This window comes from Paenibacillus phytorum (genome assembly GCF_013141715.1).
Taxonomy (GTDB): domain Bacteria; phylum Bacillota; class Bacilli; order Paenibacillales; family NBRC-103111; genus Paenibacillus_E; species Paenibacillus_E phytorum.
Genome location: NZ_WHOA01000126.1, coordinates 61,650 through 69,292, shown reverse-complemented (window position 1 = coordinate 69,292; position 7,643 = coordinate 61,650). Strand labels below are relative to the sequence as shown.

General features: G+C 43.9%; 6 protein-coding genes. All 6 read left to right on the top strand.

Annotated features, from left to right (window positions below):
• The first annotated feature begins 267 nt into the window (after positions 1-267).
• The 6 genes from ppc (at position 268) to GC098_RS19525 (ending at position 7,618) form a co-directional block, all read left to right on the top strand.
• The gene (ppc, locus tag GC098_RS19550) at positions 268-3,054 is read left to right on the top strand and encodes a phosphoenolpyruvate carboxylase (RefSeq protein ID WP_171644937.1); all 2,787 of its coding nucleotides are present in this window, start codon (positions 268-270) and stop codon (positions 3,052-3,054) included.
• Positions 3,055-3,174: 120 nt separating this feature from the next.
• Positions 3,175-4,044, top strand: coding sequence for a DMT family transporter (locus GC098_RS19545; RefSeq protein WP_171644936.1), 870 nt, complete (start codon positions 3,175-3,177; stop codon positions 4,042-4,044).
• A gap of 60 nt (positions 4,045-4,104) precedes the next feature.
• Entirely contained in the window at positions 4,105-4,701 is a 597-nt protein-coding gene (sigW, locus tag GC098_RS19540; protein WP_171644935.1) for an RNA polymerase sigma factor SigW, read from the top strand.
• A 69-nt stretch (positions 4,702-4,770) separates the two neighbouring features.
• Positions 4,771-5,376 carry a zf-HC2 domain-containing protein gene (locus tag GC098_RS19535; protein WP_171644934.1) on the top strand — a complete coding sequence of 202 codons (606 nt, stop codon included), beginning with the start codon at positions 4,771-4,773 and terminating at the stop codon, positions 5,374-5,376.
• Positions 5,377-5,562: 186 nt separating this feature from the next.
• Positions 5,563-6,378, top strand: coding sequence for a diadenylate cyclase CdaA (gene cdaA, locus GC098_RS19530; RefSeq protein WP_057303911.1), 816 nt, complete (start codon positions 5,563-5,565; stop codon positions 6,376-6,378).
• The gene (locus GC098_RS19525; protein ID WP_171644933.1) at positions 6,371-7,618 is read left to right on the top strand and encodes a CdaR family protein; all 1,248 of its coding nucleotides are present in this window, start codon (positions 6,371-6,373) and stop codon (positions 7,616-7,618) included. The genes cdaA and GC098_RS19525 overlap by 8 nt, the downstream gene beginning before the upstream one ends.
• Positions 7,619-7,643 lie beyond the last annotated feature (25 nt).

The following is a 7,643-nucleotide window of genomic DNA, read 5'->3' as shown; positions in this document are numbered from 1 at the left end:
AAACGAAAAAGATCACCTTCGGGTGGTCTTTTTCGTTTGAACGGGAACTGGAAGAGAAGCCGCATGGGTTCGACCGTTCGTGAATTTGTATAGGCTGAAAATGATGCAATACATAAATTACCACGATCTGGCGTGGCTTTTTTTTATTTTAATACTATGTGCAGAGGGCGGATTGTGGTAAAATATTCTGAAATGAGTTTTTATAGCATCTAGCTTTTGTAGAGAGAAGCATTAATGCAACATAGTGAATAGATGAGGTGGAGAGTTATGTTAGAGAATGATATTGTCCTACAGAAGCAAGCAACGAATAACCTGCTGCGCAGGGACGTACGCTTCTTGGGCCACATACTAGGTGAAGTTCTGGTTCATCAGGGCGGTAATGATCTACTTGATGTTGTCGAGAGAATACGTGAGATGAGTAAGTCTTTAAGAGCACACTATGTAATCGAGATATATGATGAATTCAAGAAAACGATCTCCTCCTTGGATCCGGAGATTCGTCATCAAGTGATTCGTGCATTCGCTATTTACTTCCAACTTGTTAATATTGCTGAGCAGAACCATCGGATCCGTCGTAAAAGAGATTACGAGCGTTCCTCTGGTGAATCCGTGCAGCCTGGTTCCATAGAGAGTATTGTGCAGGAGTTAAAGAATAATCATATTCCATATGCAGAGGTTCAAGAAATTCTGAAAGCTATCTCTTTGGAACTAGTAATGACAGCACACCCGACAGAAGCTATGCGTAGAGCTGTGCTTGATATTAATCTGCGTATCTCGGAAGATATGATGGAACTCGATAATCCTATGCTGACTTATCGTGAGCGTGAGCAATTGCGTGAGAAGCTGCTTGGAGAGGTTCTTAATCTTTGGCAAACGGACGAGCTGCGTGATCGGAAACCAACGGTTATTGATGAAGTTCGTAATGGTATGTATTTTTTTGACGAAACTTTGTTTGATGTCCTTCCAGAGATCTATCATGAGCTTGAGCGCTGTTTAAATAAATATTACCCACAAGACTCATGGCATGTGCCGTCCTTCTTGAAATTTGGTTCATGGATTGGAGGAGATCGTGACGGTAACCCATCGGTCAGAGCAAATGTGACTTGGGAAACATTAGGTTTGCATCGTCAACTGGCTTTGCAGAAGTATGAAGAAGTTCTCAAAGAAACCCTTGAGCATATGAGCTTCAGTAAAAGCATTGTGAACGTTAGCGACGATCTAATTGAATCTATTCAATGCGACCGTGAAGCTATGGGGAATATACAGGACGTTTGGCGTAATGAGAAAGAACCATATCGCATCAAGACGACTTATATGATCGAGAAGGTTCATAACACTGGCAATCCGAATGTTCCTACAAACCAGAAATACAACACTCCGGAAGAGTTTATTAGTGATTTGAAAATCATCGAGGCTAGCTTGAGGATGCATTATGCTGACTATGTAGCTGACAAATATATTAAGAAGCTTATTCGTCAGGTTGAGCTGTTCGGCTTCCACTTGGCTGCTCTGGATATCAGACAGCACAGTAAAGAGCATGAGAATGCGATGACTGAGGTTTTAGCGAAAATGGGCATCACGAGTGATTACAGTAAGCTATCGGAAGAGGAGAAAATCACTCTCTTAACGGATGTATTGAATGATCCAAGACCAATCACATCTACGTATTTGGATTACTCGGAAAGTACACAGGAGTGTATAGATGTTTATCGTACTGTAGGCAAAGCACAGAAGGAATTCGGTCGCAACTGTATTAACAGCTATCTCATCAGTATGACGCAAGGAGCAAGTGACCTCTTGGAGGTTGTTGTCTTTGCGAAAGAAGCTGGATTATATCGCAAAGAGAGCGATGGTAGCGTGACAAGTACGCTTCAGTCTGTACCTCTTTTTGAGACGATCGATGACCTTCATGCAGCTCCTGGCATTATGAGCACGTTGTTAGCGATCCCTGCTTATAAAGCTAGTCTTGACCCTGTGACACAGCTCCATGAGATCATGCTGGGCTACTCAGACAGTAATAAAGACGGCGGTGTGATTACAGCGAACTGGGAGCTTCGTATGGCGCTCCAGGATATTACGGAAGCCGCTAAAGAATATGGCGTGAAGCTGAAGTTTTTCCATGGCCGTGGCGGAGCACTTGGTCGTGGTGGTATGCCGCTTAACCGCAGTATTCTGGCTCAGCCGGTTGAAACGCTTGGTGGCGGCATTAAGATTACAGAGCAAGGCGAAGTGTTATCTTCCCGTTATTCTTTGCAAGGCATTGCATACCGCAGCTTGGAGCAAGCGACTTTTGCGCTAATTACGGCATCCAAATTATCGCGTTCTCCACAAAGAAATCCACTGGAAGACAAGTGGGAGAACATTATGCGTGGAATTTCGGAACAAGCTCAGACGAAGTATCAAGATCTCATTTTCCGAGACGAAGACTTCTTAACGTTCTTCAAAGAATCCACACCGCTTCCAGAGATTGGCGAGCTGAATATCGGTTCACGTCCATCCAAACGTAAAAACAGTGATAAATTCGAAGATTTGCGCGCGATTCCTTGGGTATTCTCTTGGACCCAAACGAGATATTTGCTTCCGGCTTGGTATGCGGCGGGTTCGGGTCTCCAAAGCTTTTATCAAGGAAATGCGGCGAACTTAGATACTTTAAAAGAAATGTATGAGGAATGGTCGTTCTTCCGGTCGATGATTGATAATTTGCAAATGGCGCTAGCCAAAGCAGATCTCCAAATTGCTAGGGAATACGGCAACCTGGTCAAAGAATCTGCAATTGCAGAGCGTATCTTCAATCTCATTAGGGAAGAATATGAACTGACTTCGTCGATCATTTTACAAATTACGGGTCAGCAAGAGATTTTGGATAATGTTCCTGTTATTCAGGAGTCCATCCGTCTGCGTAATCCCTATGTAGATCCGCTGAGCTATATGCAGGTAGAGCTGCTTACTGAGCTTCGTGCACTACGTGAGAACAACGAGGATGATGCTATCCTGCTTCGTGAAGTGCTGCTTACGATTAACGGAATAGCCGCTGGGCTTAGAAATACAGGCTGATAAAACTTAGAGCGTAGAAGGAAGATACAGGATGATAAAGTCGGGGGCCACGTATAACGTAGGCAGCTCGACTTTTCCTGTCCTTATACGAATGCCCGTAGACAGGAGTTGTGCTTCAACATGGGGCGATGGTTAGCAATGGTCCTTGTCATTATTGGGGCGTCAAGCTATGGCTTGCTTTCCTCTTTTATCAAGATGGCATATGATCAAGGATTTACAGAAGGGCAAATTACACCGGCACAAATGACGATGGGAACCCTTTTTGTATGGATGTTGATTCTTTTTCACAAAAAATCATGGGTCAATCCCTTTAAAGGTCCTTGGATTAAGCTTGGTTTGATAGGTATTTTTGGATTAGCTTTAACGACGGTCTTTTTCAATATAGCTTTAAAAGAGTTGAATGCTTCTTTATCGATTATTCTTCTGTTTCAGTTTACATGGATGACAATTGCAATGGATTGTATCGTGAAACGAAGGCTTCCAAGAAAGGCAGAAAGTATAGCGATTGTCTTAATTTTGGTGGGTACTTTACTCGCCGTTGATGTGTTTGAGACGAACTGGGAACAATTTAGTTTATTGGGGATTTTGTATGGATTGTTGTCGGCTTTGACATACAGCATATTCCTTTTTTTCACTGGACAAGTAGTTAGTAAACTGCCTCCTCTTATGAATTCGGCTATTATGCTTACCGCGGCGATGCCCGTGATGTATATTCTGTATCCTCCGACGGTCTTTGTGCATGAGAATGGAAGTACGCTGCTTTTATGGGGGCTTTTGTTGGGCTTCTTGGGGCAGGTTGTGCCTACGGTGTCGTTTAATATCGGAATTCCGCGAATCGGTAGTACACTTGCCGCTATGCTTGGATCGGTGGAGTTGCCAGTAGCCGTTATTGCTGCTTACCTACTTATAGGAGAGCCGGTAAATGGGTTACAATGGTTAGGGATGGGACTGATCATAGGAGGCATAATTATTTCTGAAAACAAATCATAATTTCTGCGTATGTATATGTAGGAAATCGTACGAATTGTCGAGAAGCCGGAGGAAATCGAATTGAACTTTGTAGAAGCACGTCTGGCTAAGCTGGCCAGGAATGGGGATCGGAATGCTTTTGCAGAGCTTGTGGAGCTCTATAAGGACAAGATCTTTCATTTGGCTTACCGTATGCTGAATAATAAGCAAGAAGCCGAGGATGCTGTGCAGGAGACGTTCTTGCGGGTGTATACCAATCTGCACCGATACGATGAGAATCAGAAGTTTTCGACTTGGATTTTCCGTATAGGGACGAATCTGTGTATCGATAAGCTGCGTCGAAGAAAGAACACCTACTCGCTTGATGCGGAGATGCCAGAAGGAGAGGGCAATGATTATTATGCCATGCTCCCAAGTCATGAGGACACACCTGAGAAGCAGGTGATTGTCTCCGAAACACAGGAACAGATACGCCGGGCTATTGAAACGTTACCTGAAAAATATAAATCCGTTGTGATTCTGAGATATCTGCATGATATGTCTTTGCAGGAGATAAGCGACGTACTTGATATGCCAGTTACAACGATCAAAACACGTGTACATCGTGGGCGGGAGTACTTGCGTAAAAGGTTAGAGCAGGAGGATCAAGTTGGTAGCACAAATCCTGTTCATATGTGAAACATATTTGAAATTCAAACGTATGGTATACCACAACATGCAAAAGTCTAAGAAAGGGGTGGCTGAATCATGAATTGTAAAGAAGCCCTCCCGCTCATACATGAATACCTCGACGGTGATTTGCAGGGATCCGATTCTCAGCGATTGAAGGAGCATTTGATATCTTGCCAAGCATGTCATGCTCTCTTTAGACAATTGGAGAAAACGGACGCGATGGTTAGAATGCTGCCTCCCGTTAAAGTATCTGATACGTTAACTGCACAAATCATGAGCGGACTGCCTCCAGTGAAGAAGCGCAATTCCTGGATGGACTTCATTCGCAAGCATCCTGCTGTATCGGTAGCTGTTGTTTTCGCTACTGTCATGTTCGGAAGCTTCATGTCCATGTGGAATGATGATACGAATTTGATGGTGAAGGGAAGTAACCTTCAGGACGTTGTGATTGAGGGTGATACAGTTACTGTACCGCAAGGGCATACTGTGAAAGGTGATCTCATTGTTCAGCGGGGGAAACTGAAAGTTGAAGGCGAAGTAACTGGAAACTTAACCGTTATTGATGGTTCTCTAAATCTAGCGTCAACGGCGCATATCTCTGGGCACGTCACACAAGTCAATGAAGCTTTGAGCTGGGTCTGGTATAAATTAGGCGAGTACGTAGGCATGTTCTCGCATTAGCTTGAAACGTCTTCCAAATGGCTTATTGCCAGAGGAGGGCGTTTTTTTCTTCACATACTAATAAAATGAACCAAACTTGATTTGATAACGTCTTGTGTAGAGAGAAAAATAGAAGTATATCTGGGTTTATGTTATGATTCTAATATAGAGAGATCACTGTGTTCAGTCGCTGGGGGAGAATAATAAATGGACTTACTCACGAGCATCTCGGCTAAGGATATCGTTGATATTCTGATCGTTAGCTATGTGATTTATAAGCTGATCCTGTTGGTGCGAGGGACAAGGGCTATTCAACTTATGAAGGGCATCCTTGTTGTCGTCATTACATGGGTATTTAGTATTTGGTTTCAGCTCAGTACGCTGCAATGGATGATGAACCAGACCTTTACGTTCGGGGTTCTTGGGGTCATTATTATTTTTCAACCGGAGCTAAGGCGGGCATTGGAGCAGTTGGGCCGGGGGAAGCTATTCAGCCGATCTTCTACGGAAGAGGATCAAGATGTTAATAAGCGGATTAGTGAAGTGATACGTGCTGCGAATTATTTGGCCAAAAGAAAGATAGGGGCCTTGATTGTTTTCGAGAAAGAGACCGGTCTGACCGATTATGTTGAGTCCGGTATTGCGATAGAGAGTAAGATCAGTGCGGAGCTGTTGATTAATATTTTCATACCGAATACGCCGCTTCATGATGGCGCTGTAATTATTCGACAAGGCCAATTAATGGCTGCTGGTTGTTATTTGCCCTTGTCTGAGAATCCCTTTATCAGTAAAGAGCTTGGTACACGGCATCGTGCGGCCATTGGGATGAGTGAGGTTTCAGATGGGATGTGTATCATTGTTTCGGAAGAGACCGGGCAAATCTCGCTCACAATGAATGGTCATATCGTACGAGACATTAAAGAAGAATCTTTGATTGCCAAATTGTTCGAGGAACTGAAGCCGAAGGCGAAAACAAAAGAAAAAAACCCTTTCTTGAAATGGAGGGGTCGTTCGAATGGATAAATGGTTACGCAATACGAATGTGGTGCGGATTGTTGCCCTTGTTATAGGAATTTTGCTATGGGTTGTTGTTCACATGGAAGAAACCAATCTATCCGGAAATTCTCCTCTCCGCGAGCGGGAGGAAACCATAAATAACGTAGCTATTACGACAAAATATGATGAAACGCATTACCACATTTCGTCCATGGCTCCTGCCAATGTACAGGTTATTGTGAAAGGGAAGGAATCATCGGTTAAGAAAGTGACGACTAGTAATTCCTATCAAATTGAGCTTGACTTGACGCAAGTGGGCAAGGGAGATCATCAAGTTACGCTTAAACCGGTTGGTTTTCCTTCAGATGTGGAAGTTCAGATTGTTCCTAGAACGGTGCATGTGATTATCGAAGAGCTGCAAATGAAAGAAGTGCCCGTCGTCATTAATGTCAAAGGAACGCCGGCAGCCGGTCTCAAAGCCGGACAGCCGATTGTAAAGCCAGCCAAGGTGTATATTACCGCGCAGACCAGTAAGCTCGAGCAGATCGAGAATGTTCGCGGCGAGGTCTCGGTAGATAAGGCCCAGGCTGCAGTTACGAAGCAAGTGAGACTGCAAGCTTTTGATAAAGATGGCAAAGAAGTAATTTTGAATATCAATCCTTCTGTGGTCGATGTGGAAGTGCCAATCACGAGCCCGTTCCAAACCATACCGCTGCAGATGAAGATTAGTGGAGAGCCGCCGAAAGGCTTCGCAATAGCGATGGTTACTCAAAATCCGGACAAGGTAACCGTCTACGGTACTCAAGATGTTGTAGATCGCCTAGAGTTTTATCAGGGGCCGCAGCTAAGTGCTCAGGATTTGAAGGAAACAAAGGAGTTTGCACTGGACATTCCCTTGAGGAATAAAGTAACTCAACTGGATCCTGCCAAAGTTACGGTCCGCGTGGAAATTGTTCCTTCCATTACGAAGGCTTTGGAAAACATACCGATCACGATTATTGGTCAAAACGAAAGCTATGATACGAAAGTTACACTGCCGGAGACGGCTAAGCTAAACATAACGGTAGAGGGCGCTCCTGCACTCATTGATCAAATGAAAGTGCAGGATGTACAGGCGATCCTGGATGTTAGTAATTTGCCGCCAGGTAAGCATGAGCTGAAGCTGACATTAAATTTGCCGACCTATGTGAAGCTCGGTATGCCGCAAGAAGTGAAGGCGACTGTAGAAATCAGCGAGAAAGCACCTAATAAAGTAACAAATCCATAATGGGTTGTAGAAAAAGAGGAGAATA

Coding starts and splice junctions, on each gene's coding strand:
- ppc (WP_171644937.1), top strand. CDS start 268: ATGTTAGAGAATGATATTGTCCTACAGAAGCAAGCAACGAATAACCTG.
- cdaA (WP_057303911.1), top strand. CDS start 5,563: ATGGACTTACTCACGAGCATCTCGGCTAAGGATATCGTTGATATTCTG.
- GC098_RS19545 (WP_171644936.1), top strand. CDS start 3,175: ATGGGGCGATGGTTAGCAATGGTCCTTGTCATTATTGGGGCGTCAAGC.
- GC098_RS19525 (WP_171644933.1), top strand. CDS start 6,371: ATGGATAAATGGTTACGCAATACGAATGTGGTGCGGATTGTTGCCCTT.
- GC098_RS19535 (WP_171644934.1), top strand. CDS start 4,771: ATGAATTGTAAAGAAGCCCTCCCGCTCATACATGAATACCTCGACGGT.